24 protein-coding genes are annotated in these 26761 nt (G+C 68.2%); 20 read left to right on the forward strand and 4 right to left on the reverse strand.

The window, feature by feature from the left end; all coding sequences use genetic code 11:
* Window position 1: 1 nt before the first annotated feature.
* Complete coding sequence (locus tag ACFW3F_RS20500; RefSeq protein WP_388060663.1) at window positions 2–703, reverse strand: hypothetical protein; 702 nt, start codon at window positions 701–703, stop codon at window positions 2–4.
* A 73-nt stretch (window positions 704–776) separates the two neighbouring features.
* Between ACFW3F_RS20500 and ACFW3F_RS20505 the strand changes: the two genes are divergently transcribed.
* Window positions 777–1415, forward strand: coding sequence for a TetR/AcrR family transcriptional regulator (locus ACFW3F_RS20505; protein ID WP_388060665.1), 639 nt, complete (start codon window positions 777–779; stop codon window positions 1413–1415).
* 8 nt (window positions 1416–1423) lie between these two features.
* Here the strand turns inward: ACFW3F_RS20505 and ACFW3F_RS20510 are convergent, their stop codons facing one another.
* Both ACFW3F_RS20510 and ACFW3F_RS20515 read right to left on the reverse strand, forming a co-directional pair.
* Window positions 1424–1711: a PspA domain-containing protein gene (locus tag ACFW3F_RS20510; protein ID WP_388060667.1), complete on the reverse strand. Its 288-nt coding sequence runs from the start codon at window positions 1709–1711 to the stop codon at window positions 1424–1426.
* Window positions 1712–1920: 209 nt separating this feature from the next.
* The gene (locus ACFW3F_RS20515) at window positions 1921–2346 is read right to left on the reverse strand and encodes a DUF1844 domain-containing protein (RefSeq protein ID WP_388060669.1); all 426 of its coding nucleotides are present in this window, start codon (window positions 2344–2346) and stop codon (window positions 1921–1923) included.
* Between the two features lie 266 nt (window positions 2347–2612).
* On the opposite strand from ACFW3F_RS20515, the gene infC reads away from it, so the two are divergent.
* The 19 genes from infC to tyrS all read left to right on the forward strand — a co-directional run bounded on the left by infC (window position 2613) and on the right by tyrS (window position 26296).
* The gene (infC, locus tag ACFW3F_RS20520; RefSeq protein ID WP_388060698.1) at window positions 2613–3254 is read left to right on the forward strand and encodes a translation initiation factor IF-3; all 642 of its coding nucleotides are present in this window, start codon (window positions 2613–2615) and stop codon (window positions 3252–3254) included.
* Between the two features lie 147 nt (window positions 3255–3401).
* Window positions 3402–3596 carry a 50S ribosomal protein L35 gene (rpmI, locus tag ACFW3F_RS20525; protein WP_004018754.1) on the forward strand — a complete coding sequence of 65 codons (195 nt, stop codon included), beginning with the start codon at window positions 3402–3404 and terminating at the stop codon, window positions 3594–3596.
* Between the two features lie 43 nt (window positions 3597–3639).
* Window positions 3640–4020, forward strand: a complete 381-nt coding sequence (gene rplT, locus ACFW3F_RS20530; RefSeq protein ID WP_010844357.1) for a 50S ribosomal protein L20 — start codon at window positions 3640–3642, stop codon at window positions 4018–4020.
* A gap of 47 nt (window positions 4021–4067) precedes the next feature.
* Entirely contained in the window at window positions 4068–4877 is an 810-nt protein-coding gene (locus tag ACFW3F_RS20535; RefSeq protein WP_388060671.1) for a TrmH family RNA methyltransferase, read from the forward strand.
* A gap of 46 nt (window positions 4878–4923) precedes the next feature.
* Window positions 4924–7416, forward strand: a complete 2493-nt coding sequence (locus ACFW3F_RS20540; protein WP_388060700.1) for a Tex family protein — start codon at window positions 4924–4926, stop codon at window positions 7414–7416.
* A 143-nt stretch (window positions 7417–7559) separates the two neighbouring features.
* Window positions 7560–8954: an acyltransferase gene (locus tag ACFW3F_RS20545; RefSeq protein ID WP_388060673.1), complete on the forward strand. Its 1395-nt coding sequence runs from the start codon at window positions 7560–7562 to the stop codon at window positions 8952–8954.
* 126 nt (window positions 8955–9080) lie between these two features.
* Window positions 9081–10133: a phenylalanine--tRNA ligase subunit alpha gene (gene pheS / locus ACFW3F_RS20550; RefSeq protein ID WP_388060675.1), complete on the forward strand. Its 1053-nt coding sequence runs from the start codon at window positions 9081–9083 to the stop codon at window positions 10131–10133.
* 71 nt (window positions 10134–10204) lie between these two features.
* Window positions 10205–12682, forward strand: coding sequence for a phenylalanine--tRNA ligase subunit beta (gene pheT, locus ACFW3F_RS20555; protein WP_388060676.1), 2478 nt, complete (start codon window positions 10205–10207; stop codon window positions 12680–12682).
* Between the two features lie 177 nt (window positions 12683–12859).
* The gene (gene argC / locus ACFW3F_RS20560) at window positions 12860–13885 is read left to right on the forward strand and encodes an N-acetyl-gamma-glutamyl-phosphate reductase (RefSeq protein WP_388060702.1); all 1026 of its coding nucleotides are present in this window, start codon (window positions 12860–12862) and stop codon (window positions 13883–13885) included.
* Entirely contained in the window at window positions 13882–15129 is a 1248-nt protein-coding gene (gene argJ / locus ACFW3F_RS20565) for a bifunctional glutamate N-acetyltransferase/amino-acid acetyltransferase ArgJ (protein ID WP_388060678.1), read from the forward strand. The genes argC and argJ overlap by 4 nt, the downstream gene beginning before the upstream one ends.
* Entirely contained in the window at window positions 15126–16049 is a 924-nt protein-coding gene (gene argB, locus ACFW3F_RS20570) for an acetylglutamate kinase (RefSeq protein ID WP_388060680.1), read from the forward strand. The genes argJ and argB overlap by 4 nt, the downstream gene beginning before the upstream one ends.
* On the forward strand, window positions 16046–17302 hold the full coding sequence (locus ACFW3F_RS20575) for an acetylornithine transaminase (RefSeq protein ID WP_388060682.1): 1257 nt from the start codon (window positions 16046–16048) through the stop codon (window positions 17300–17302). Before argB ends, ACFW3F_RS20575 begins: the two co-directional genes overlap by 4 nt.
* On the forward strand, window positions 17299–18222 hold the full coding sequence (argF, locus tag ACFW3F_RS20580; RefSeq protein ID WP_388060684.1) for an ornithine carbamoyltransferase: 924 nt from the start codon (window positions 17299–17301) through the stop codon (window positions 18220–18222). The genes ACFW3F_RS20575 and argF overlap by 4 nt, the downstream gene beginning before the upstream one ends.
* Window positions 18223–18252: 30 nt before the next feature.
* Window positions 18253–18759 (forward strand): arginine repressor, encoded by a 507-nt coding sequence (locus ACFW3F_RS20585; protein WP_388060686.1) that lies wholly within the window; start codon window positions 18253–18255, stop codon window positions 18757–18759.
* Window positions 18760–18915: 156 nt separating this feature from the next.
* A complete protein-coding gene (locus tag ACFW3F_RS20590; protein ID WP_058253842.1) occupies window positions 18916–20115 on the forward strand; it encodes an argininosuccinate synthase in 1200 nt (399 codons plus the stop codon).
* Window positions 20112–21590 carry an argininosuccinate lyase gene (argH, locus tag ACFW3F_RS20595; RefSeq protein ID WP_388060688.1) on the forward strand — a complete coding sequence of 493 codons (1479 nt, stop codon included), beginning with the start codon at window positions 20112–20114 and terminating at the stop codon, window positions 21588–21590. Before ACFW3F_RS20590 ends, argH begins: the two co-directional genes overlap by 4 nt.
* Before the next feature lie 80 nt (window positions 21591–21670).
* Entirely contained in the window at window positions 21671–24667 is a 2997-nt protein-coding gene (locus ACFW3F_RS20600) for an AMP-binding protein (protein ID WP_388060690.1), read from the forward strand.
* A gap of 4 nt (window positions 24668–24671) precedes the next feature.
* Window positions 24672–24887, forward strand: coding sequence for a Trm112 family protein (locus ACFW3F_RS20605; protein ID WP_388060692.1), 216 nt, complete (start codon window positions 24672–24674; stop codon window positions 24885–24887).
* A gap of 92 nt (window positions 24888–24979) precedes the next feature.
* Window positions 24980–26296 (forward strand): tyrosine--tRNA ligase, encoded by a 1317-nt coding sequence (gene tyrS / locus ACFW3F_RS20610; RefSeq protein WP_388060694.1) that lies wholly within the window; start codon window positions 24980–24982, stop codon window positions 26294–26296.
* Window positions 26297–26572: 276 nt separating this feature from the next.
* Here tyrS and ACFW3F_RS20615 read toward each other — a convergent pair.
* On the reverse strand, window positions 26573–26761 hold a 189-nt coding region (locus tag ACFW3F_RS20615), incomplete at its 5' end, for a hypothetical protein (RefSeq protein WP_388060696.1).

A 26761-nucleotide genomic window follows, 5' to 3' on the forward strand; every position in this document is an offset into this window, starting at 1 on the left:
GCTAGGCGGGCACGGGTGCGGCCGGGTCCGTCGCGGCGCTCGATTGCTCCGGAGTCACGACTTCTCGGGCCGCGGTGAGGACAGTGCCTCTCGCAACGCCGACCCCGAGCAGGATGTAGAAGACCGCGACTCCCGCAACGCCCGGGAACAGCAGTGTCATCTGGACGTCCTGGGTCACGAGTAGAAGCGGTACGGCCAGGCCGGCAGCGACCCCGCCCACGATGCCGGGGGCCGCGATGAGTCCCCACAACGGTCGGCGCCGGGTGGCGGTGATCGCGACCATCAGCGCGAGCAGAGCCGACCCGAAGCCGAACACCGGTCCGGAGTACGCGGCCAGCACCTCATGCGTGCGGGTGATGGGGGCGGGGTCGCCTGCCTTCAGTTCGTCGAGTTCCGACTTCGCCGCGATGTGCGGAATGTACTCGACGGCGGCCAGAACCGCGCCCACACCCGCGACGACGAGAAACGGACGGATTCGGGCCGGCTCCACACGGCCGCGCGAGAGGCCGATCAGCGCCGCCGCGATGATCGCGGTACCGAGGAAGGCGATCGAGTGTGTGGGCACCCATGTCGGGTCTTCCAGCATGCCGATGACGTGACCTTCGATCGAGTCCATCGGTCCGTGGGGGTGAGTCGCGCCGCCGACACACACGAGCACGCCGCCGCCGACGAGGCCGTATCCGGCAAGTTTGGCCTTTTCCATGGGTGCCCCTAGATTGGGTGAGTCGAACTAATTTCATTGAGTAACACTCAGTTAATATAGCCGGGAGTGGTGGATGGAACAAGACAAGCGCGCGTACTCGTCGCCGCACCGTGAGGCGCAGGCGCGCGAGACCCGTATGCGACTGTCCGCCGAAGCGCGTCGACTGTTCGCTGAAAAGGGTTGGACCAAAACAACTCTGAAGGAAGTCGCCGCAGCGGCCGGCGTGGCCGAGCCGACCGTCTACGCCGTGTTCGGCAACAAGGCCGGACTGGCCACCGCACTGGTCGACGTCGTCGACGACGAGGCCGACGTGCCGAAACTCGTCCGCGAACTGCAGGCGGAAGGGGCCACGCCCCGTGAGCAGATCGAGGCGATGGCCAGGCATCGGCAGCGGATGTTCGACGGACCGGGAGACATCGTCAGGTTGCTCTTCGAAGGCAGTGTCACCAACGACGTGCTCGCCGAGGCGTACCGAAACGGCGAGCAGAGGGGTGACGATGGCCGGCGGCGGATCTTCTCGTCCTGGCCGGAGGGAACGCTGCGCGACGGCATCGACGCCGAGGCGGCCTGCGATGTGGCCTCACTGGCGTTCGGGTATGAGGTGTGGTCGCATCTGGCCGCGCGGGGCTGGCCATCGGACCGCATCCGTGCGTGGGTCGGGTCGATGCTGTGCAGGGATATCCTGGCGGATCAGGAGTTACGGGGGGAGTGAGGTCGGTCTCACGAGCCCATCGACTTGCGGATCTCTTCGAGTCGCTTCTTCGCGGCTTCGTCGCGTTTGCGCATCATCTCGTCCACGCTGTGGCCTTCGGGGCTCGCCTCCGCGAGCTCTTGCGAACCGATCGCGGTGGTGATCCGGTTCTCGATCTTGTCGCGGACGAAGTCGAAGGTGGGGATGCCGCTGTCGGAGTAGTTCGGATCGGGTGACGCCCCCGGGACCGGGCCGGTCGGCACGATCTCCGCGTCGACGATCTCGTCGGACCCTGCGGGCTCATCGGCATTCGTCATGGGTCCAGCGTAGTGGTTTCGACACGGCTCGTCGCTACGCTCCTCACCTGCTCAACCGGCGGGAGGGGCGGGCTCCGTCGCTATGCTCCTCACCTGCTCAACCGGCGGGAGGGGCGGGCTCCGTCGCTATGCTCCTCACCTGCTCAACCGGCGGGAGGGGCGGGCTCCGTCGCTACGCTCCTCACCTGCTCAACCAGCAGTAGGGCCCCCTACTTCTGGGGCGCGCGAACCGGACCGGTGTACTTCTCGCCCGGACCCTCGCCGGGCTCGTCGGGGTACGCGCTCGCTTCGCGAAACGCCAGCTGAAGGCTTTTCAATCCATCGCGGATCGGCGCGGCGTGGATGCCGAGATCGGCTTTCGAGGCATCGACGATTCCGGCCAGGGCGGTGATCAGGGTGCGGGCCTCGGGCAGGTCGATACGGTCCGCGGGGGTGCCCTCGGCCAGACCGAGCTTCTCGGCCGCGGCGCTCATCAGCATGACGATGGAACGGGTGATGACCTCGATGGCCGGAATATCGCCCAGGTCACGGACGTTGTCGGGATCGGTGTGCGCCGCATCTCCCATGTCGGCGCCGCCGCCCGTCGCACCTTCCGGGGATGACGGTCCAGGTGACGAATAGGAGTTCTCGGCCATGGCTGTTAGACTCCCATAGCACGACCGCCCTGGTTTGCGCCGGGGTCGTAAGTGGAGTTCCGCTCCCACCGTTCGACGCGAGGTTCTCGCAGTTGCACGGTCCGGTTCACGCCGATCGTCGCAGATCGCATCCATTGATGCTGAGCTGTGTGTCGGTGGCAGCGTCTGCCAGTCATGGCAGCCATGTTGCGAACCGGTCGGTATCGGAGCCCCGCGGACATCTGTCCCGGGGCTTCTTTGCTGAGGTGTTCCGCAGGTTCTCTTGCATACGTCCCTCGCCACGACGCGACGGTTACCACTGCAGGATTGAACAAGGAGGCCCCATCAGCACTGAGACCCGCATCAACGAGCGCATCCGCGTCCCTGAGGTCCGACTCGTCGGACCCAACTCGGAGCAGGTGGGCATCGTGCGTGTTGAAGATGCGCTTCGCTTGGCCTACGAGGCCGATCTCGACCTGGTCGAGGTGGCCCCGGACGCCCGTCCGCCGGTCTGCAAGATCATGGACTACGGCAAGTTCAAGTACGAAGCGGCCCAGAAGCAGCGCGAATCGCGCCGGAACCAGCAGATGACCGTCATCAAGGAGCAGAAGCTCCGTCCCAAGATCGACGACCACGATTACGAGACCAAAAAGGGTCACGTCGTCCGGTTCCTCGAGGCGGGATCCAAGGTGAAGGTCACCATCATGTTCCGCGGCCGCGAGCAGTCCCGTCCGGAGCTCGGCTACCGGCTGCTGCAGCGCCTGGGCAACGACGTCGCCGACTACGGCTTCGTCGAGACCTCGGCCAAGCAGGACGGTCGCAACATGACGATGGTCCTCGCCCCGCACAAGGGTGCGAAGACCCGCCAAAAGGCGCAAGAGAGCCGTGAACGTTCCGGTGGCCCGAAGGCCGCCCCAGACGAGAACTGAATCGTCGAGAACTGAGCGGACGAGAACTGAGTCGATCGGCCAGACGAGAGTCCGAACCGTTCCGGCCGAGATAACGACACGCGAACCCGAGTACTCACCGGACCTCGCCAGGTCCGGTGCCCGAGTTCGCCCGAGAGAAGGAAGATCATGCCGAAGAGCAAGACCCACAAGGGCACCGCGAAGCGCTTCAAGGTGACCGGCAGCGGGAAGATCGTTCGCCAGAAGGCCAACCGCCGCCACCTGCTCGAGCACAAGTCGTCCAAGCGCACCCGTCGTCTCGACGGCACCACGGTCGTCAGCGAGAACGACGCCCCGCGTATCAAGCGACTGCTCAACCGCTGACGCCAGCGACCCCAGACATCTGACAAGCAAAAGGATCTAACACATGGCACGCGTGAAAAGGGCCGTCAACGCACAGAAGAAGCGTCGGTCCACCCTCGAGGCCTCCAAGGGCTACCGCGGACAGCGGTCGCGCCTGTACCGCAAGGCGAAGGAGCAGCAGCTCCACTCGCTGAACTACGCCTACCGTGACCGCCGGGCGCGCAAGGGTGAATTCCGCAAGCTGTGGATCTCGCGTATCAACGCCGCGGCCCGCGCCAACGACATCACCTACAACCGCCTCATCCAGGGCCTGAAGGCCGCTGGTGTCGAGGTCGACCGCAAGGTGCTCGCCGATATCGCCGTGACCGATCCCGAGGCCTTCACCGGTCTGGTCGAGGTCGCCCGCAAGGCACTGCCGGCCGACGTCAACGCCCCGGCTGCCTGATTGCACCCCAGCATTCACGACCCGCGAGCCGCGCGGACCAGCCTCCGATGACGGAGATCCTGTCCGAGCGATCCTCGCGGGTCGTGTCGTATGCGAAGCTGCACCGTGCAGCAGAACGGCGGGCGCAGGGTCGTTTCCTCGCGGAGGGGGCCAACGCCGTCGCATCGGCGCTCGCCGTCGGACGGGTCGAGGTGCTTCTCGTCGCCGACGAGGAGCAACTCCGCCATCGCGACCTCCTCGATACCGCGACGGCGGACGGTGTCGGCGTGTCGGTGATCACCGCCCGTGCCGCGTCGAAGCTCGCGGAAACCTCCACGCCGGCAGGCATTTTCGCGATCTGTCCGCTCCTCGACGTGTCCCTCGACGCCGTCCTCACCGATGCACCGAGGCTTCTCGCGGTCGCCGTAGAGCCCCGTGAGCCCGGTAACGCCGGCACGCTCATCCGATGCGCCGACGCCATGGGCGCCGACGCCGTCGTCCTTCTCGGCGATGCCGTCGACCCGCACAACGGGAAGTGTGTCCGTGCGAGTGCGGGGAGCGTGTTCACGGTCCCCGTCGTACGCGGGCGTTCGGTCGTCGACGGGCTGAACGCCGTCCGCGCTGCGGGCGTCACCCTGCTCGCGACGGCCGCCGACGGCGAGGTCGACCTGGACTCCGCCGGTGACGTCCTCGCCGGTCGCGTCGCGTGGCTCTTCGGCAACGAGGCGCACGGGCTGTCGGTCGACGTGCAACGGTCTGCCGATCACCGCGTGTCCATTCCGATCCGCGGTCGCGCGGAGAGCCTGAATGTCGCTGCCGCTGCGGCCATCTGTCTGTACGAGAGCGCACGCGTCCACGGCGCGGCGGGTCGAGTCTGATCGCTGTCCGAGGCGGCCGGTAGGGTCGGCGATCGTGTCAGAAACTGTGTCACCCGATTCCGCGCCCGAACCCGCACCCGCGACCCCCGGCTCGCCGGCCGCGGCACCCCAGACGGTGCCCGCGCCCGATCCGGCGGTCGTGAACTCCCGCATCGCCTCGGCCATCGCCGCCGAGCTCGGGGTGGGCGTCGGCCAGGTGCGCGCGGCCATCGACCTGCTCGACGGCGGATCGACGGTTCCGTTCGTCGCCCGATACCGCAAGGAGGCCACCGACGGCCTCGACGACGCGCAACTCCGCACTCTCGACGAGCGTCTCGGATACCTCCGCGACCTCGAGGCCCGCCGCCAGGCGGTGCGCGAATCGATCGCCGCGCAAGGCAAGCTCGACGCCGCTCTCGACGCACGCATCCTCGAGGCCGACACCAAGGCCCGACTAGAGGACATCTATCTGCCCTACAAGCCCAAGCGCCGCACGAAGGCCCAGATCGCCCGGGAGGCCGGACACGAGCCCGTGGCCGAGGCGCTGCTTTCGGATCCGATGACGGACCCGTCGACGTTCACCGCTGAGCAGCTCGACGGCGCGCGCGCGATCGCCGTGGAGCGTTTCGCCGAAGACGCAGACCTGGTCGGCGAACTGCGCGAACTGATGTGGCAGACCGGCGTGTTGCGAACCGCCGTTCGCGAGGGCAAGGAGTCCGCGGGCGCCAAGTTCTCCGACTACTTCGAGTTCTCCGAGCCGTTCACCTCGTTGCCGTCGCACCGCGTGCTGGCCGTGCTGCGCGGCGAACGTGAGGAGATCTTGTCGGTCACCCTCGACGCCGATCCGGAGGCGGCCGACCGCCCCGCCGGTCCCGGGCCTTACGAACAGCGGATCGCAGCTCGATTCGGCATCTCGGATCAGGGCCGTCCGGCCGACCGCTGGCTCACCGACACGGTGCGATGGGCGTGGCGCACCAAGATGTTCGTCGGGCTGTCCCTCGACGTCCGGATGCGGCTGCGTCAGGCCGCCGAGGCCGACGCGGTTGCCGTGTTCGCGACGAACCTCAAGGACCTCCTGCTGGCCGCACCCGCGGGGTCACGCACGACGATGGGTCTCGACCCCGGTCTGCGAACCGGTGTGAAGGTCGCCGTCGTCAACGCGACCGGCAAGGTCGTGGACACCGCGACGATCTATCCGCACGAGCCCAGGCGGGACAAGTCCGGCTCGCTGGCGGTTCTCGGCGCGCTCGTCGAGAAGCACGGCGTCGACCTCATCGCGATCGGCAACGGCACCGCGTCTCGAGAAACCGATGCACTTGCCGGCGAGCTCCTGTCCGCGATCAAGGAGGCCGGAAAGAAGCCGCCGACGAGCGTCGTCGTGTCCGAAGCGGGTGCCTCGGTGTACTCCGCGTCGGCCTATGCGTCGAAGGAGCTGCCCGACCTCGATGTCTCCATCCGCGGCGCGGTCTCGATCGCTCGTCGTCTGCAGGACCCGCTCGCCGAGCTCGTGAAGATCGACCCGAAGTCGATCGGCGTCGGCCAGTACCAGCACGACATCTCCGAGACGCTGCTCGCCCGTTCGCTCGGCGCGGTGGTCGAAGACGCGGTGAATGCGGTCGGCGTCGACGTGAACACCGCCTCGGTGCCGCTGCTGTCCCGGGTCTCCGGAATCACCGCCGGTCTCGCGGAATCAATTGTCGCGCATCGGGATACCAATGGGGCGTTCCGGAACCGCAAGCAGATCACCGCTGTACCCCGACTCGGACCCAAGGCGTTCGAACAGTGTGCGGGCTTCCTCCGCATCGCCGACGGCGACAACCCGCTCGACGCGTCGAGCGTGCACCCCGAGGCGTATCCGGTTGTCACGCGCATCATCGACAAGGTGGGTTCCGACGTCCGCTCCCTCATCGGCGACACCGCAACGCTCACCAAGCTGCGTCCCGAGGAGTTCGTCGACGAGAAGTTCGGTCGTCCGACCGTCGTCGACATCATCGCCGAACTCGACAAGCCGGGGCGCGATCCGCGTCCCGAGTTCAAGACCGCGACCTTCGCGACCGGCATCGAGAAGGTCTCCGATCTGACACCGGGCATGGTCCTGGAAGGACAGGTCACCAACGTGGCCGCGTTCGGTGCGTTCGTCGACGTGGGGGTGCATCAGGACGGGCTCGTCCACGTCTCGGCGATGGCCCACCGGTTCGTCTCCGATCCCCACGAGGTCGTCAAGTCCGGTGACATCGTGAAGGTCAAGGTGATGGATGTCGACGTCGAACGCAAGCGCATCGGATTGTCGCTGCGGCTCGACGACGAACCGGGCAGCGATGGGAAGCCTGCTCGGGCACCCCGCGGGCAGGGGCGTGACGATGCTCCGCGCGGCGGCGGGCAGCCGCGTAAGAACGATCAGCGCGGCGGCGGTCGCGGCAACCCATCGAACCAGGGCGGGCAGGGTGGGCAGGGCGGCCGGGGGAGTCAGGGCAACCGGGGCGGAAACCGCAACGACCGGCGCCCGGCGCCCGGCGGAGCGATGGCCGATGCACTCAAGAGGGCCGGCTTCGGCAAATAGGGCCGCGGCGGTCCGGGCACATAGACCCGGGCCGTCGAGGGTCTCCAGACGTTCCCCTCGGCGTCCGGCGATACGGGGATTGCTGACCGCGACCGAGTAGTTTCGCTCAGGCCGTGTCGGCCGGGTCGGCCGAGACTGTCGTCATGCTCAGCACCGAATCAGGGCGCCCGGCGTCGGCGGGCCTGCCCACTTCCCGAGAATTGCACGCCCTCACCGGGAACCGTGATCGCGTCGTCGACCTCATCCGGATCGTGTCGCTCGTCGTGGTCGTCGCCGGTCACTCGATCATGCTCACCGTCGAGGTGGCGGACGGCTCGGTCCACCTGGGCAACACACTCGGCGACGTGCCCGCACTGCAGCCGGCGACCTGGCTGCTGCAGGTGCTGCCGCTGTTCTTCTTCGCCGGCGCGGCCGCCGCGACTCGCGGCTGGACCTCACGTGGCCGCGGCGACACCCCGACGGCGGGGCAGTGGCTCTTCGCGCGGACGCAGCGCCTGCTGCGCCCGGTCTTCTGGTACCTCGGCGCCGTGGTCGCCGTGTACGCGGTATTGACCCGTATCGGTGCCTCGGCTGCGGCCGATGTCGTCGCGCGGCTCGGGGTGCAGTTGCTGTGGTTCCTCGGTGCGTACCTGCTCGTGCTGGCCGTGGTCCCGTTCCTGCAGCGGCTCTCCTCCGGAGCCGGCGTGGCGGTCGCGCTGGCCGTCTGCTGGGGGAGCACCGCGACCGTCGACACCATCCGGCTCGCAGGCGGTCCCGCCGAGCTCGGCTACCTGAACTTCCTCTCTGTGTGGACGATCCCCGCTGTCCTCGGCGTCGCCTACGCGAAGAAGATCTTCCGGCCCGCAACAGCGCTCGTGGTGGCCGTCGGCGCGCTTGCCGCCGACCTCGCCCTCGTCTCGTGGGGACCGTACGAGGTCTCTCTCGTGACCGTGCCGGGTCAGCAATTGTCCAACATGAGTCCGCCGAGCCTGCTGCTCGCCGGCCACGCGATCGTCCTGTGCGCGGGTGCGATAGCGGTGCGTCGGTTCCTCGCAGTCCTCGCCGATCGTCCGCGTGTGTGGTGGTGGGTGGTTCTGGGCAACCGGGGCGCGATGACGCTGTATCTCTGGCATCTACCGGTGCTGGCGGCGATCGTCGGGTTGTGCGCGGCTGCCGGCATGGACCGCGCGGACGTGCATTCCGCGTCGTTCCCGGTGGTCGTCGCGGTCCAGACCTTCGTGTTGCTCTCGGTCATGATCCCGGTCGTCGCGATGCTGTCGCCGCTGGAGAACCGATCCCTGCCGTGGTGGGACGATCCGATCGCGCGGCGCAGCGGGCCGGGCCGGGACGCGGCGCTGGTGGCGGTGCTGGCATGCCTCGGCGTGGCGGTGCTGATGCTCGCGCGTGGCGGTCTGGTCGGTGACGGCCTCTGGTGGCTGGTCGTGGGTCTCGCGTGTGCTGCCGCCGCTCGTTGCCTCGTGGTTCCCGCCGGTCGCGGGACGGCGGCAGGAGCGCTTCCCGGGGACGACGCCTCCCTGCAGGTCAGCGCCTCGCAGTAGTCGACTACCCTCGATGGGGTCATCGTCGGCACTCGACGTGTCCCGCTGGGCCCCGCCGTGCCAGCGTGCACAGCGCGACGACGATGCCCACCATCCATCGATCGACGCATGAGGAGCACGCCCACCGTGGCCACTTCCGCCGACGCAACGGCATTCCCGGGATCCGACGACCTCGAGGCGGCCGCATCGTCGGCGATCGAGGCCTTCGAGGCGGCGGCCGACCTCGACCAGCTCGCCGCGGCCAAGTCGGCGCACCTCGGCGACCGGTCGCCGATCGCGCTGGCCCGACGCGCGCTGGGTTCGATCCCGAAGGACCAGCGCTCGGAGGCGGGCAAGCTGGTCAACCAGGTCCGCGGCCGGGTGTCGGCAGCACTGGAGGCCCGCACCGAGGTCCTGGATGCCGAGCGCGACGCGGCGGTCCTCGTCGCCGAATCCATCGACGTGACGCTGCCGAGTGGCCGACGTCCGGTGGGTGCGCGCCATCCCATCACCGTCATCGCCGAGCAGGTTGCCGACGTGTTCGTCGGCATGGGCTGGGAGATCGCGGAGGGGCCGGAGGTCGAAACCGAGCACTACAACTTCGACGCCCTCAACTTCCTGCCCGACCACCCCGCCAGGTCCATGCAGGACACCTTCTACATCGCGCCCGAGGGGTCCCGTCAGGTACTGCGGACGCACACCTCGCCCGTCCAGGTGCGTTCGATGTTGAGCCGCGACCTCCCCATCTACGTCGCCTGCCCCGGCCGAACCTTCCGGACCGACGAACTCGACGCCACCCACACTCCGGTGTTCCATCAGATCGAGGGCCTCGCCGTCGACAAGGGCCTCACGCTCGCGAACTTGCGCGGCACCCTCGAGACCTTCGCGCGCGCCCTGTTCGGACCCGAGACGACCACCCGCATGCGGGCGAGCTACTTCCCGTTCACCGAGCCCTCCGCCGAGGTCGACGTGTGGTTCCCCGCCAAGAAGGGCGGGCCGGGGTGGGTCGAGTGGGGCGGGTGCGGGATGGTCAACCCGAATGTGTTGCGTGCCAGTGGTATCGATCCGGATGTGTACTCCGGCTTCGCGTTCGGGATGGGCCTGGAACGCACCCTGCAGTTCCGCAACGACATCTCCGACATGCGCGACATGGTCGAGGGTGACATCCGATTCACCCTCCCGTTCGGTCCGGCCGCCTGATCCGCTCGGCGCAGATCTCCGCCCGACGACCCGCCGCCTTCCCACGACGCGACGAAAGTAGTTGATACACAGTGCGTGCACCGCAGTCCTGGTACACCGAAGTCCTTCGATCCGGCGCTCCGCAGTGGTCGGCGACCACCGAGGAGATCGACGCGGGCTTCGTCCGCGTCGGGTTCGAGATCGAGGACATCGAGACGTTCCCGGAGATCACCGGTCCGCTGGTGATCGGTCGTGTGGAGACGATCGAGGAACTCACCGAGTTCAAGAAGCCCATCCGCTTCTGCACGGTCGCGGTCGGCGAGGCCGAACCGCGCGGGATCGTCTGCGGTGCACGCAACTTCGCCGAGGGCGATCTGATCGTCGCCGCATTGCCGGGCGTCGTGCTCCCCGGTCCGTTCGAGATCGCTTCGCGTAAGACCTACGGCCGGGTCTCCGACGGCATGATCTGCTCGGTCTCCGAACTGGGGATCGGCACCGACCACAGCGGCATTCTCGTGCTCGCTCCCGGCACCGCCGAACCGGGCGCCGATGCCCGGGAGGTCCTCGGACTCGACGACGCGGCCATCGACGTGAACGTCACGCCCGACCGCGGCTACGCGTTCTCGGTGCGCGGTCTGGGCCGCGAACTCGCCGGCAGCTTCGGGGTTTCGTTCGTGGACCCGGGACTCCGTGCCGCGGACCTGCCGGACGACGGCTCGGTCCCGGCGTGGCCAGTGGCCATCGACGCGAACTCCGATGCAACGCGCTACACCGCGCGGGTGATCACCGGCGTGGACCCGACGGCGACCTCACCGTGGTGGATGCAGAAGCGGTTGATGGTTGCCGGCATCCGTCCGATCTCGGCGATCGTCGACATCACCAACTACGTGATGATCGAGCTCGGGCAACCGCTGCACGCCTTCGACGCGGACCGGATCACGGGCACCGTCACCGTCCGTTCGGCGCAGCCGGGGGAGAAGCTCACCACCCTCGACGACGCCGTGCGTGTCCTCGACCCCGAGGATGTGGTGATCGCCGACGAGACCGGCCCGATCGCCTTGGCCGGGGTCATGGGCGGCGCCAGCACCGAGGTTGCATCCGAGACGACGACGGTGTTGCTGGAGTCCGCGACCTTCGATCCCGTCCGGGTCTTCCGTACCGCGAAGCGTCACAAGCTGACCTCCGAGGCCAGCAAGAGGTTCGAGCGGATCGTCGATCCGGAGATCACCGCGGTGGCCTCCGACCGCGCGGCCCGCCTGATCGTCGAGATCGCCGGTGGACGAGTCGCCTCCCCACTGGCGGAGACGCACGTCCAGACGCCGATCCGATCGACGATCTCCATCGCGGCCGACGAACCGGATCGCGTCGCGGGTGTCAGCTATCCGCCGGGCACCACGCTGACCCGGCTGACCGAGGTCGGTTGTGTGGTGACCGGCACCGACCAGCTCGACGTCTTCCCGCCGTCGTGGCGGCCCGACCTGCGCCAGCGCGCCGACCTCGTCGAAGAGGTGCTGCGGCTGGAAGGCCTCGAAGACATCCCCGCCGTGGTGCCCCGCGCGCCCGGCGGCACCGGTCTGACGCCGGTTCAGCGACGCCGGCGCAGCGTGGGACGCACGCTCGCGCTCGATGGGTACGTCGAGGTGCTCCCGTACCCGTTCATGCCGTCCGGCGTGTTCGATCTGTGGGACCTGCCGGCCGACGACGAGCGCCGACGCACCGTCAAGGTTCTCAATCCGCTCGAGTCCGACCGTCCCGAACTGAACACGACGCTGCTGCCGGGCCTCCTGGAAATGGCGGCCCGCAACATCGCGCGCGGACAGCGCGATCTGTCGCTCTTCACGATCGGACAGGTCGTCATCGCCGGTGATCACGTGACTGCGGTCGAGGCACTCGACGTGACGCGGCGACCGACCGACGAGGAGATCGCGACCCTCGACGCCTCCCTGCCGCATCAGCCGCTGCACGTCGGGGTCGTCCTGACCGGGCTGCGTGATCCCGCCGGCCCCTGGGGGCCGGGACGTGTCGCCGACCATCTCGACGCCTTCGAGGCGGCGCGCACCATCGGTCGCGCAGCCGGGGTCACCATCGAACTCACTGCCGACGATCACCGTCCGTGGCATCCCGGGCGCTGCGCGCGCCTCACGGTCGACGGCCGCACGGTCGGATACGCGGGCGAACTCCACCCCGCGGTCCTCGAGCGTGCCCACCTTCCCAAGCGGACCTGCGCCGTGGAGATCGACATCGACTCATTGCCGCTGGACGCGCAGCTCCCGGCGCCGTCGGTGTCGGTGTTCCCCGCGGTCCTGCAGGACGTCAACGTCGTCGTCGGCGGTGAGGTCCCGGCCGCGGACGTCCAGGCAGCGCTCCGCGACGGGGCGGGCGACCTGCTCGAAGAGATCGCTCTGTTCGACGTGTTCACCGGGGAGCAGGTCGGTGCGGGCAACAAATCGCTGACCTTCTCGCTGCGTTTCCGCGCTGCCGATCGCACGCTCACCGAGGACGAGGCCAACGAGGCCAAGCTGGCGGCTGTCGACGCAGCGGCCGCACGGGTGGGTGCCCGCCTCCGCTGACTCCGGAATCGGACCGGGTGTGAATTCATTTGCACGCTGCTGCATAATGATGACATGGCTTCGACAAGCTCAACCAGCGGCGAACTGGGCTCAACCGGCGGCGAACTGGGCTCAACCGGCGGCGAGGGTGTGTCCTCGACCGGCGGTGAAGGGACTTCCTCGTCCGGCAAGGTGAAGGTGGCAGTCGCCGGCGCGAGTGGTTACGCGGGCGGCGAGATCCTCCGATTGCTGTGCGGACATCCGCGTCTGCGATCCGGCGACCTCGAGATCGGTGCGCTCACCGCGGGCGGCAACGCGGGGACCGTCCTGGGGGCACACCACCCGCACCTGCTGCCGCTGGCCGACCGGGTCCTGCAGGACACGACTCCGGAGGTCCTGGCCGGGCACGACGTCGTCTTTCTGGGACTCCCGCACGGCGCGTCGGCGGTGATCGCCGATGCCCTGCCGCCGACGACGCTCATCGTCGACTGCGGTGCGGATTTCCGCCTGCAAGACGGCGGTGAGTGGACGACGTACTACGGCGGTGACCATGCGGGAACCTGGCCGTACGGTCTGCCGGAACTGCCCGGCAACCGGGAGGTCTTGAAGGACGCGAGCCGGATCGCGGTGCCCGGGTGCTACCCGACGGTGTCGATCCTCTCGCTGCTCCCGGCGATCGCTGCGGGGATCGCCGACCCCCACGTCACCGTCGTCGCGGTCAGCGGCGCATCGGGCGCGGGTCGGTCGCCGAAGGTCGACCTCCTGGCCTCGGAGGTCATCGGCTCCGCACGCGCCTATGGCGTGGGCGGTGTCCACCGGCACACGCCGGAGATCTCCCAGGCACTCTCGGCCGCCGCGGAGCAGCCGGTGACCGTGTCCTTCACGCCGATCCTCGCGCCGATGGCCCGCGGCATCTTGGCGACATGTACCGCGCGAACCTCTGCAACCGCCGAGGAGGCCCGTGCGGTGTACGAAAAGGCGTATGCCGACGAGGAATTCGTGCACGTCCTACCGGAGGGCCGACTACCGGCCACCGGTTCGGTGATCGGATCCAACGCCGTGCAACTCGGTGTGACCGTGGACGAACGCGCCCAGACGCTCGTGGTCGTCGGTGCGGTGGACAACCTGACGAAGGGGACCGGCGGCGCCGCGGTCCAGTCGATGAACCTGGCGCTGGGATGGACCGAAAACGAGGGATTGAGCACTGTGGGAGTGGCACCGTGACCGGACCGCACGACACCGACCGGATCCAGGGCGGCGCCCCCGGCGACCATCCGCGACTCGTGCGCGGGCAGGGCGTCACCGCGCCGTTGGGGTTCCGGGCCGCAGGCATCGCCGCCGGGATCAAGGCATCCGGTGCGCTCGACCTCGCCCTCGTCTTCAACGAAGGTCCCGATCATTCCGCCGCAGGCGTTTTCACCCGTAACCAGGTGAAGGCGGCGCCGGTGCTGTGGTCGCAGCAGGTCCTCACCACAGGTCGGTTGCGCACCGTGATCCTCAACTCCGGCGGCGCGAACGCCTGCACCGGACCGGGCGGCTTCCAGGACACCCACAAAACCGCGGAGGCGGTGGCCGACGCGCTCAGCAACTGGGGGACCAGCACGGGCGCCGTCGAGGTGGCGGTGTGCTCCACCGGACTCATCGGTGACCGGTTGCCGATGGACAAGGTGCTGGCCGGGGTCACCGAGATCGTCCAGGACATGGGCGGCGGCCTGACCGGGGGGACGGATGCCGCGCACGCCATCATGACCACCGACACCGTCCCCAAACAGGCTGCGCTGCACCACCCGCAGGGGTGGAATGTGGGCGGCATGGGGAAGGGCGCGGGCATGCTCGCGCCATCGCTGGCGACCATGCTGGTGGTCCTCACCACCGACGCGGCCGCAACCGCCGAGCAACTCGACGCCGCGCTGCGCAAGGCCACTGCACGCACCTTCGATCGCCTCGACATCGACGGCTCGTGCTCGACGAACGACACGGTGCTGCTGCTGAGTTCGGGCGCCAGCCAGATCCCGGTCGAGCAGGCCGATCTCGACGACGCGGTGTTCGCCGTGTGTGACGATCTCGCCGCCCAGATGATGGCCGACGCCGAGGGTGTCACCAAACGGGTCGTCATCACGGTCACGGGTACCCACACCGAGGACGACGCCCTCACCGTCGCGCGCGCGGTGGCGCGCGATTCGCTGGTCAAGACCGCGCTGTTCGGCTCCGACCCCAACTGGGGACGGGTGCTGGCGACGGTCGGGGCGTCCCCGGTCACCGTGGACCCGGACCGGATCGCGGTGTCGTTCAACGGGAGCCCGGTGTGTGTCGACGGCGTCGGAGTCGACGGCGCGCGGAACGTGGACCTGTCAGGGCCCGACATCGCGGTCCTCATCGACCTGAAGCTCGGTGACGCCTCGGCGAGTATCCGGACCACCGACCTCTCGCACGCGTACGTCGAAGAGAACTCGGCGTATTCGTCATGAGCGACACCACATCCGACGCGGGCGTCCACGAGATCGACCCCGCCGCGGGACTCGCGAAGGCCACTGTCCTCGCCGAGGCGCTGCCCGCACTGCAGCGACTCGCCGGCGCGACTGTCGTCGTCAAGTACGGCGGCAACGCCATGGTCGACGACGAGCTGAAGAAGGCGTTCGCCGTCGACATGGTGTTCCTGCGCGCGTGCGGCATGCATCCCGTGGTGGTTCACGGTGGTGGGCCGCAGATCTCGGCGATGCTGAAGAGGCTGGGGCTGCAGGGTGAGTTCAAGGGCGGCTTTCGGGTGACGACCCCCGAGGTCATGGACGTGGCCCGGATGGTCCTCTTCGGCCAGGTCGGGCGTGAGCTCGTCGGCCTGATCAATTCGCACGGTCCATATGCGGTCGGCATCACCGGCGAGGACGCCCACCTGTTCACCGCGGCGCGTCGTACGGTGCTCGTCGAGGGCGTTCCCACCGACATCGGCCTCGTCGGCGACATCGCGTCGGTCAACACCTCGGCGGTGCTGGATCTGGTTGCCGCGGGACGTATCCCGGTCGTGTCGACGATCGCGCCGGATCGGGACGGGGTGGTGCACAACATCAACGCCGACACCGCCGCCGGGGCTCTCGCCGAGGCGCTCGGTGCGTCCCGACTGGTGATGCTGACCGACGTCGAAGGTCTGTACACCGACTGGCCCGACCGTGGCTCCCTGGTGTCCCAGATCGACACGGACACACTCACCGAGCTGTTGCCGTCGCTCGACTCGGGCATGGTTCCCAAGATGGAGGCGTGCCTGCGTGCGGTCACCGGTGGGGTCGACCGCGCACACGTGATCGACGGGCGTGTCGCCCATTCCGTACTGGCCGAGTTGCTGACCGAGAGCTCGACCGGCACCACCGTCGTCATTCCGGAGGAGGACGCATGACCGCGCCACTGCAGCAGCGCTGGACACAGTCGCTGATGAACAACTACGGCACCCCCGCCATCGCCCTGGTCGGTGGCTCGGGAGCGTATGTCACCGATGCCGACGGCAAGCGCTATCTCGATCTGCTCGGCGGGATCGCGGTGAACGCCCTCGGTCATGCGCACCCGGCCATCGTCGAAGCGGTCACCGGCCAGCTCCAGACGCTCGGGCACGTGTCGAACCTCTACATCGCGCCGCCCGTGGTCGAACTCGCCGAGAAGTTGCTCGATCGGTTCGGTCATCCGGGCCGCGTCTTCTTCTGCAACTCCGGGACAGAGGCGAACGAAGCGGCGTTCAAACTGGCCCGGCGCACCGGCCGCCCCGAGATCGTGGCGGCGGAGAAGGCCTTTCACGGCCGCACGATGGGTGCGCTCGCGATGACCGGGCAGCCGGCGAAACGCACGCCGTTCGAGCCGATGCCGCCGGGCGTCCGCTTCGTCCCCTACGGGGATGTCGAGGCACTCGACGCGGTGGTCTCCGATCAGACCGCGGCGGTGATCCTTGAACCGATCCTCGGGGAGGCCGGCGTCGTGGTGCCCCCGGCCGACTATCTGGCGGCCGCACGCCGGATCACCGAGGAGCGCGGCGCACTGCTGATCCTCGACGAGGTGCAGACCGGCGTCGCCCGCACCGGTACGTTCTTCGCCCATCAGCAGGTGGGCGTGGTGCCTGATGTGATGACTCTGGCCAAGGGGCTCGGCGGAGGCCTCCCGATCGGCGCGTGCATCGCGACGGGTCGCGCTGCCGATCTGTTCGAACCCGGTCAGCACGGCACCACGTTCGGCGGCAATCCGGTCAGCGCCGCGGCCGCGCTGGCCGTCCTACGGGTCATCGAATCCGACGGGCTTCTCGATTCGGTTGCCGCGGTGGGCAAGTCGATCGCCACCGGCATCGAGGACCTGCAGCATCCGCTGGTGTCCCACGTCCGGGGTTCTGGTCTGCTGCTCGGCGTCGTGCTGACCGAGCAGCTGTCGCAGCGCGTCGAGGCGGCGGCTCGTGACGCCGGGTACCTGATCAACGCACCCGCGCCGGATGTCCTGCGCCTCGCGCCGCCGCTGATCCTCACCGAAGAGCAGGGGCAGGATTTCGTGCGCGCCCTGCCGGGGCTGCTCGACACCGCCGCGGCAGCGGCCCGGCACGACACCGCCGCGGCAGCGGCCCGGCCCGACACCGCCGCGGCAGCGGCCACTTCGAACGAGGGGGACAAGTCATGACCCGACATTTCCTGCGTGACGACGACTTGACGCCGGCCGAGCAGGCCGAGGTGCTGGCGCTCGCCGCCGAGGTGAAGAATAAGCCGTTCGACTTCCGGCCCCTGGAGGGACCGCGCGGTGTCGGGGTGATCTTCGACAAGAACTCCACGCGCACCCGCTTCTCGTTCGAGGTCGGCATCGCCCAACTGGGCGGCCACGCGGTCGTCGTCGACGGCCGGACGACACAGCTCGGCCGCGAGGAGACCCTGGAGGACACCGGCCTCGTCCTGTCCCGTTTCGTCGACGCGATCGTGTGGCGGACGTTCGGGCAGGACCGTCTCGAAGCGCTGTCGTCGACCGCCACCGTCCCGGTGGTGAATGCGCTCTCGGACGAGTTCCACCCGTGCCAGGTACTCGCCGACCTGCAGACGATCGCCGAGCACAAGGGTCCGCCTGCGGGACAGACGATGACCTATCTGGGCGACGGTGCGAACAACATGGCCCATTCGCTGGCGCTCGGCGGAGTCACGGCCGGGATGCACGTCGTCATCAGCTCACCGGACGGTTTCCAGCCCGACCCCGAGGTCATCGCCGCCGCCGAGGGGCGTGCGGCGCAGACCGGCGGGTCGGTGAAGCTGGTGACCGATCCCGTCGCCGCCGCCACCGGTGCCGACGTGCTGGTGACCGACACCTGGGTCTCGATGGGTCAGGAGGCCGACGGGAGAGACCGCACCGCGCCGTTCCGGCCGTACCAGATCAACGACGAACTCCTCGCACATGCGGCGGACGACGCGATCGTGCTGCACTGCCTGCCGGCGCATCGCGGCGACGAGATCACCGCCTCGGTGATCGACGGTCCCCGCAGCGTGGTGTTCGACGAGGCGGAGAACCGCCTGCACGCGCAGAAGGCGCTGCTGATCTGGCTGCTGGACCACCAGTGATCCGCACGCGACAGTGAGCAGGAACCCACGATGACCGCCGGAGCCGAACCCTCGGAGAGCCGCCTCGCCGCCACCCGTGCGGGGCGGCATGCGCGAATCATCGAGCTCCTGTCCGCGCATCAGGTGCGCAGCCAGTCAGAACTGCAGCGATTGCTCGCCGACGAGGGCGTCGACGCGACTCAGGCGACGCTGTCGCGCGACCTCGACGAGCTCGGGGCGGTGAAGCTCCGCGCGGCCGACGGCGGCGCGGGTGTGTACGTCGTACCCGAGGACGGGTCACCGGTGCGCGGTGTCTCCGGCGGTACCGACCGGCTCGGGCGCCTCGTGTCCGAGCTGCTCGTCTCGACCGACAGCAGTGGCAACCTCGCTGTGCTGCGGACACCACCGGGAGCCGCTCACTACCTGGCCGCGGCGCTCGATCGCGCGCGCCTACCCGACGTCGTGGGGACGATCGCCGGCGACGACACGATCTTCGTCGTCGCGCGCGATCCACTCGACGGAGCCGAGCTCGCCCGTCGGATCGAGCGTCTCGTGTAACCCTCGCCTCACCGATTTCCGGTTCCGCCCGCGCGGAACGGACAGACCACACCAAACGAACAGCCGAGACACCGCCAACCGATACCCGGACGGTGTCGTCGGAACACCGGGGCCGATGATGGACTCGGTCAACGCGCAGAACAGGAGCTTCACCTCATGGCAGAACGTGTCGTACTCGCATACTCGGGCGGCCTGGACACCTCGGTCGCGATCAGCTGGATCCAGAAGGAGACCGGCAAAGAGGTCGTCGCCGTGGCACTCGATCTCGGTCAGGGCGGCGAGGACATGGAGGTCATCCGCCAGCGTGCACTCGACTGCGGCGCGGTCGAGGCCGTCGTGGTGGACGCCCGCGACGAGTTCGCCGACGAGTACTGCCTCGGCGCGATCACCTCGAACGCGCTCTACATGGACCGCTACCCCCTCGTCTCGGCGCTGTCCCGGCCGCTGATCGCCAAGCATCTGGTCACCGCGGCCCGTGACCACGGCGGCACCGTCGTCGCCCACGGATGCACCGGCAAGGGCAACGACCAGGTCCGGTTCGAGGTCGGTTTCGCGACGCTGGCGCCCGATCTGCAGGTGCTCGCGCCGGTCCGCGACTACGCGTGGACCCGGGAGAAGGCCATCGCCTTCGCCGGCGAGAACGACATCCCGATCAACGTCACCAAGAAGTCGCCCTTCTCCATCGACCAGAACGTGTGGGGACGCGCGGTGGAGACCGGTTTCCTCGAGGACCTGTGGAACGCGCCGACCAAGGACGTCTACGACTACACCGAGGACCCCACGGTCAACTGGAACTCGCCCGACGAGGTCATCATCGGCTTCGACAAGGGCCGTCCGGTCAGCATCGACGGCCGACCGGTGAGCGTGCTCGAGGCGATCCAGGAACTCAACCGCCGTGCCGGTGCGCAGGGAGTCGGACGTCTCGACGTCGTCGAGGACCGCCTGGTGGGCATCAAGAGCCGCGAGGTCTACGAGGCCCCCGGCGCCATGGTTCTCATCCGCGCCCACGAGGAGCTCGAGCACGTCACCATCGAGCGCGAGCTGGGACGCTACAAGCGCGGCACCGACCAGAAGTGGGCCGAGCTGGTCTACGACGGTCTCTGGTTCTCGCCGCTGAAGCGGTCGCTGGACGCCTTCGTCGCCTCCACGCAGGAGCACGTCACCGGCGAGATCCGGCTCACCCTGCACGGCGGCACCATCGCCGCCACCGGTCGGCGCAGCTCGGAGTCGCTCTACGACTTCAACCTCGCCACCTACGACGAGGGCGACACCTTCGACCAGTCCGCGGCACGTGGCTTCGTCGAGCTGCACGGTCTGTCGTCGAAGATCGCCGCGAAGCGGGACCTGAATCTGTGAGTGCGGGCACCGGCAACGGTAACGGCACCGGTTCGGGGGCCGGCGGAACGACCAACCAGGGTTCGCTCTGGGGCGGCCGCTTCGCCGGTGGTCCGGCGGAGGCGATGGCCGCGCTGAGCAAGTCGACTCATTTCGACTGGGCCCTGGCCCCTTTCGACGTCGAGGCGTCCAAAGCGCACGCACGGGTGTTGCACAAGGCCGGGTTGCTCACCGCTGACGACCTCACCGGCATGCTCGACGGGCTCGATCGGCTCGCCGCCGATGTCGCCGACGGCAGCTTCGGGCCCGCCGACTCCGACGAGGACGTCCACGGTGCCCTCGAGCGCGGCCTGATCGAACGGGTCGGTCCCGAACTCGGCGGTCGCCTGCGGGCGGGACGCTCGCGCAACGACCAGGTCGCAACACTGTTCCGGATGTGGCTGCGCGCCGCGATGCGTCGGGTCGCGCTCGGCCTGCTCGACGTCGTGGACGCGCTGACCGCCCAAGCGGCTGCCCACCCCGACGCGATCATGCCGGGCAAGACGCACTTACAGGCCGCGCAGCCGGTGTTGCTCGGTCATCACCTGCTCGCGCATGCGCAGCCGCTCTTGCGCGACATCGACCGGCTCGCCGATGCCGATCGTCGTACTGCCGTGTCGCCCTACGGGTCCGGTGCACTGGCCGGCTCGTCGCTCGGCCTCGATCCGGCGGCGATCGCCGCCGACCTCGGCTTCGACGCCCCGGCCGAGAACTCGATCGATGCCACTTCTGCGCGTGATTTCGCCGCGGAGGCCGCGTTCGTCTTCGCGATGACCGCGGTCGATCTCTCCAGGCTGTCCGAAGAGGTGATCATCTGGAGCACACCCGAATTCGGATACGTCACACTGGCCGACGCCTGGTCCACCGGCAGTTCGATCATGCCGCAGAAGAAGAACCCGGATGTCGCCGAGCTCATGCGAGGCAAGGCCGGTCGTCTCATCGGTGACCTGACCGGACTGCTGGCCACGCTGAAAGCGCAGCCGCTGGCCTACAACCGGGATCTGCAGGAGGACAAGGAGCCGGTCTTCGACGCGGTGGCCCAGCTGGAGCTGCTCCTGCCCGCGGTGACCGGGCTGGTCGCGACGCTGGAATTCCACACCGACCGCATGGAGGAACTCGCGCCTGCGGGCTTCACCCTCGCCACCGACATCGCCGAATGGATGGTCCGACAGGGCGTGCCGTTCCGCGTGGCCCACGAGGCCGCGGGTGCATGTGTGCGGGAGGCGGAGTCGCGCGGTGTCGGTCTGGACGAACTCGACGATGCGACTCTGGCCGGTGTCCATCCGGCGCTGACGCCCGCGGTGCGGGACGTGCTGACGGTCCGCGGGTCGGTCGAATCGCGCAACGCACACGGTGGTACTTCGCCCGGACAGGTACGACGGCAGATCGACGTCGTGACGGCTCAGACCACCGATCTTCGAACACGCTGGGCCGCTGGGCCCGGCGGGCGACGCTGATCCCGCACGACTGGGTACAGTGACCTGTGTCACCGACTCGTCGGTGAGGCCGGAACACCGACGACGGGAGGATCGACACGATGGCGGTGTGGGACGGGGGCCCCGATCTCGCGGGGGTGGTCGGCAGGGTGCTGGCGACCGCACAGAACGGCCTCGAGGTGTTGCGTTTCGGCGGATTGGAGACCGGTACCGAACCGGCGCCGTTCGCGGTCGTGGAGACGCACAAGATGTTCCGACTCCGTCGGTACTTCCCGAACGAGTCGACGACCGGGCCGAACATCGTGCTGGTTCCGCCGATGATGGTGTCGGCCAACGTCTATGACGTGACCGAGCACAATGGTGCGGTGTCGATCCTGCACCGCAACGGCATCACGCCATGGGTCGTCGACTTCGGGTCGCCGGATTCCGAAGAGGGCGGGATGGAGCGCAATCTCGCCGACCACGTCGTCGCCATCAGCCGCGCGATCGACCTGATCGTGGAGGCGACCGGGCAGGACATCCACCTCGCGGGGTACTCGCAGGGCGGGATGTTCGCCTATCAGACCGCCGCGTATCGCCGGTCGAAGGGGATCGCGAGCGTCATCACGTTCGGCAGCCCGGTCGACGTCCTCGCCGCGCTGCCGCTCGGGCTTCCCGCGGGTCTGGTGGCGCCGGCCGCAGAATTTCTCGCGGACAAGGCGTTCTCGCGCAACCTGTGGGTGCGGGATTGGATGGCACGCACGGGTTTTCAACTGCTCGACCCGGTCAAGACGGTTCGCAGCCGCATCGATTTCCTCCGCCGGCTGCACGACCGCGAGGCGCTACTGCCCCGCGAAGACCAGCGCCGGTTCCTCGAGGCCGACGGCTGGGTGGCGTGGTCGGGTCCGGCCATCGCCGAACTGCTCCGGCAGTTCGTTGCGCACAACCGGATGGTCTCCGGTGGATTCGTGATCAACGGTGATCTGGTCTCCCTCACCGAGATCACCTGTCCGGTCCTCGCCTTCATCGGCGACGCCGACGACATCGGCCAGCCCGCCGCCGTGCGAGGTATCGTTCGGGCGTCTCCCGACGCGGAGGTGTACGAATCCACCTTGCCGGTCGGACATTTCGGACTTGTGGTCGGCAGTGCGGCGGGCGAACACACCTGGCCGACGACTGCCGACTGGGTGAACTGGCTCTCCGCCGACCGTCCCCGCCCCGAACTCGTCTCCGAGATGTCGCTCGTGGAGCCGGGGCACGGCGGTGGCGTCAGCCTGTCCTCACGCATCACCCACGGCGTGGGATCGGTCGCGGACGCCGGTACCGCCGCGTCGCGCGAACTGCTCGGTCTCGCCAACTCTTTGCAGCGGACCTCACGGGCGGTGGCGTCGGAGTCGGTGCGGACGGTTCCCCGGCTGTTCCGCCTGGGGCAGATCCAGAGCGGGACGCGCATCTCCCTCTCGAAGCTCATGGCCGAGAACACCAAACGCGGCGGCGACAACGAACTCTTCCTGTTCGAGAACCGCGTCCTCACCCATGCACAGGTGAATGCGCGCATAAACAACGTGGTCGCCGGACTGGTCGAGTGCGGCGTGCGTCCCGGTCAGCACATCGGCGTCCTGATGGATACCCGGCCGAGCGCCCTGGTGGTCATCGCCGCGCTGTCCCGTCTGGGCGCGGTGGCGGTGCTGCTCGCCGCGGACGCCGACGTGCGCGAGATGATGCGGCTCGCCGACAGTTCGGTCATCGTCACCGATCCCACGAACCTCGACCTCGCCGGCGCCGCCTCGGAGCGGGTGCTGGTGCTGGGCGGCGGTAGCGGCGACTCCCGCGCCATCGAGGGCGCCGACGGGACGTCGATCGTCGACATGGAGCGCATCGACCCTGACGAGGTCATACTGCCGACGTGGTACCGGCCGGACCCCGGGCTGGCCGGCGATCTCGCGTTCATCCTGTTCAGCCGGGCCTACGGCAAGCTCGTTCCGTGGCCGGTGACGAACCACCGGTTCGCGATGTCGGCCTTCGGCGCGGCGTCGGCGGCGGCACTCACCGACCGCGACACCGTGTATTGCCTACCGCCGCTGCACCATGCGTCGGGACTGTTGACCACGCTGGGCGCGACCGTGGTCGGGCGGTCGCGGATCGCGCTGTCGAACGGCATCGATCCCGCCAACTTCGCCGTGGAGGTGCAGCGCTACGGCATCACCGTCGTGTCCTACACCTGGTCGATGCTCAGCGACATCGTCCGCGATCCGGAGTTCCACATCAACCAGCACAACCCGATCCGGCTGTTCATGGGCTCGGGGATGTCGGCGGGACTGTGGGAGGACGTGTGCTCGAGCTTTCCTCGCGCGCGCATCCTCGAGTTCTTCGCGACCGCCGACGGTTCGGCGATCCTCGCGAATGTGTCGGGGGACAAGCTGTCCTCGGTGGGCCGGCCTCTGCCGGAGACCAACCCCGTCGAGGTCGCGGCGTACGACATCATCGGCGACCGGCTGCTCATCGACGAATCGGGCTTCGTCCGCCGTGCCGAGACCGGGGAGCCCGGTCTGCTCCTGGCCAAGGCGAAGCACAAGTTCGACACCAACGGGACGGTGCTTCGCGATGTCTTCACGACTCGTGATCGGTGGGAGGTCTCCGGCCACCTGTTCGTCCGCGACGCCGACGGCGACCTGTACTTCCTGGGTGCGACCGACCGCGTGATCCGGACTGCCGACGGGCCGGTGTTCATCCCGCCGCTCACCCACGCGCTGTCGCGACTCAAGAGCGTCGACCAGGTCGTCGTGTACGGCGTCGGCGAACCCGGTCACCAGATCGTGGTGGCGGCGATGACTCTGCGTCCCGACGTCAAACCGGACTCGCTGACGGTCACGCAACTGCGGATAGCGTTGGGGGAGTACCGGGCCGACGTCCGGCCACATCTCATCCACGTCGTCGACGAAATCCCCAAGTCGGCGTCGTTCCGTCCGCTGAGCACGGGTCTGGTCGAGGACGGCCTGCCGAAACCGGGAGCGCGCGTCTGGTACCGCGACGACGAGGGACGCTACCGCCGGTACACGCGAACCGTGGTGGACAAGCTGGACTGGGCCGGGTCCCGAACGAGCAATGCCCTAGGCTGATCGGGTGACGACACGCGCTGAGGCCATCGACCCGATCGTGCGCGAACGCCTGGCCTGCCCGCAGGACCACGGTCCGCTCATCGACGCAGGCGACGAGCTCTACAACCCTCGTCTGCACGTCGCCTACCGCATCGACTCCGACGGCATCCCGGTGATGCTCATCGACGAGGCGCGTGCGGTCGACGACGCCGAGCACGAGCGCATCGTCGGGTCGCAGTAGTCCAGACCGCCGGGCGGGCTCCGGTGAGTGCCGGACTACCGACCTCCTCACCTCACCCGCGCGCTGATCCCGTCGGATGACAAGATCGGGGGGTGAGTGCTGACAACGCCGAGACCCCCCAGCCGACCGCTGTCCCCGCAACCGTCGACATCCTCGACGAGCTGCAGTGGCGTGGGCTGATCGCTCAGTCCACCGACCTGGGCGCGCTGGGAGAGGCGCTCGCGAACGGGCCGGTCACCTTGTATGCGGGGTTCGATCCGACGGCGGCGAGTCTCCACGCCGGTCACCTCGTCCCCTTGCTGACGCTCAAGCGGTTTCAGCTCGCAGGTCATCGGCCGATCGTCCTCGCAGGCGGTGCCACCGGTCTGATCGGTGACCCTCGCGACGTGGGGGAGCGGACGATGAACTCACCGGACACCGTCGCCGAATGGGCCGGCCGCATCGATTCGCAGCTGCGACGATTCGTCGACATCGAGGACACCCCCACCGGTGCGGTGGTGGTCAACAACCTGGACTGGACCGGCAAGCTGTCGGCGATCGAGTTCCTGCGCGACCTGGGTAAGCACTTCTCGGTGAACGTGATGCTCGCCCGCGACACGGTGAAACGACGCCTCGAGGCCGACGGCATGAGCTATGCGGAGTTCAGTTACCTGCTCCTGCAGTCGAACGACTTCGTCGAACTCCATCGCCGCTACGGATGTGCGCTGCAGATCGGTGGCTCCGACCAGTGGGGAAACATCGTCGGCGGAGTGGACCTGGCCCGGCGACTCGACGGATCGGCGCTGCATGCGCTGACGGTTCCCCTCGTGACGTCGTCGGACGGCAAGAAGTTCGGGAAATCGACCGGCGGCGGGAGCCTGTGGCTCGACCCCGAGCTGACCAGTCCCTACTCCTGGTACCAGTACTTCGTGAACACCGCGGACGCCGATGTCATCCGCTACCTGCGCTGGTTCACCTTCCTCGGGCGGGACGAGATCGACGAACTCGAACGTGCCACCGCCGAGACCCCGCACCTGCGCCGCGCGCAACGACGACTTGCTGCCGAGATGACGACCCTCATCCACGGGCAGGCCAACACCGATGCGGTCGAGTTGGCCAGCCAGGCGCTGTTCGGGCGGGCCGAGCTCGACGAACTCGACGAGGCGACCCTCGCCGCGGCAGTCGGGGAGACCTCGATCGCCGAGTACCCGGAGTCGCGCCCGACCATCATCGAGCTACTCGTCGACACCAATCTCTCGGAGAGCAACAAGGCGGCCCGCCGTGCGGTGTCGGAGGGCGGCGCGTACGTGAACAACCTCAAGATCACCGACCCCGAGTGGCAGCCGGCGGACGCCGACCTGCTCCACGGACGGTGGTTGGTGGTGCGGCGCGGCAAGAAGAGTTTCGCCGGCGCAAAACTAGGCCACTGACCAGGCGATTTGACGCGTTGTTCGCGCCTGTGTAACTTAATCGACGCACCGCAGAGAGCAACTCCCCCGGAGCCGCAAGCCCCGGGGAAGTAAAAGTGCCCGAGCCACTCGCTCGGGCCGCCATTGCGGGGCCACTCCCGAGAACAAGATCGCGAGTAATCATCGCGCTCTGGGAGAGCTCATCGGAGCCGGCTTCATACCGAAGACGTCTGGTGGGTGTGTGTTCTTTGAGAACTCGATAGTGTGTTGGTGGATTGTTTGATGCCATTTACGGTGTCAGATGATTTGCTTGGATGATGTGTCCCGCGACTTTTTGTCGCGAGACGCTGATGAGTTTATTTTTGATGCCAGTTCTATTTTGAGGATTATTTTGGTCAGGTTTTGCTTTCCTGGTTGAAACATTTGTGTTGAAACGCCGGCTCTTTGGGGTTGGTTTGGTTTCTGCATTTTTTCATGGAGAGTTTG

Source organism: Gordonia sp. NPDC058843 (assembly GCF_042743165.1).
Classification (GTDB): Bacteria; Actinomycetota; Actinomycetes; order Mycobacteriales; family Mycobacteriaceae; genus Gordonia.